At 46.5% G+C, this 639-nt stretch carries 1 tRNA gene; it reads left to right on the top strand.

Going from position 1 to position 639, the window contains the following annotated elements:
• Positions 1-347: 347 nt before the first annotated feature.
• Positions 348-423, top strand: a tRNA-Glu gene (locus tag MUW49_RS19690).
• The last annotated feature ends 216 nt before the right edge of the window (positions 424-639 follow it).

Below are 639 nucleotides of genomic sequence, written 5' to 3'. Positions count from 1 at the left end.
GTGATTCATGACTGGGGTGAAGTCGTAACAAGGTAACCCTAGGGGAACCTGGGGTTGGATCACCTCCTTACCTTAATGATGACGAAGTTGTTGAGTGTTCACACAGATTGCCTTGATTCAAAGTAGTTAGAGCAAAGACCTGATGCAGAAATGCATCGGTTCTGATTCAACTTCGGTTGAATGAGAGAAGCCCGTTCGTTGGGTTGGGATGTGAATAGCGGCGCAAGTTGCTACCCAATTCAAAGTTAGCGATAACAACGAACAGCGCTAAAGGCCGCTAGCCTCGCAGGCTCGGCGTCGCCTTTACGAAAATCATTGCGAAGTTTACTTCGCAAAGCATGATTTTCGTCCCCTTCGTCTAGAGGCCTAGGACACCGCCCTTTCACGGCGGTAACAGGGGTTCGAATCCCCTAGGGGACGCCACTTCTCTTCTTGCTAACAAGAATGCAGAGTTAAGAACTGATTCTTAACTCTGTTTTCTTCGGCCTCGTGCCGTTGCAAACATGCTCTTTAACAATCTGGAAAGCTGATTTAAAAAGTAGTTCTCAAACATTTGTTACAAGTGCTTTGGAAACTTCTTGGCGAAAACCAAATTTTATTTGGTCCTTGTTGTACGACAACAAGCCGTGCCGGTTTCAC

Origin of the sequence: Aeromonas sp. LsrichE-8G (assembly GCF_022869435.1) — a bacterium.
GTDB classification, from domain to species: Bacteria; Pseudomonadota; Gammaproteobacteria; order Enterobacterales; family Aeromonadaceae; genus Aeromonas; species Aeromonas caviae.
This window is presented reverse-complemented; position numbering and strand designations above follow the sequence as displayed.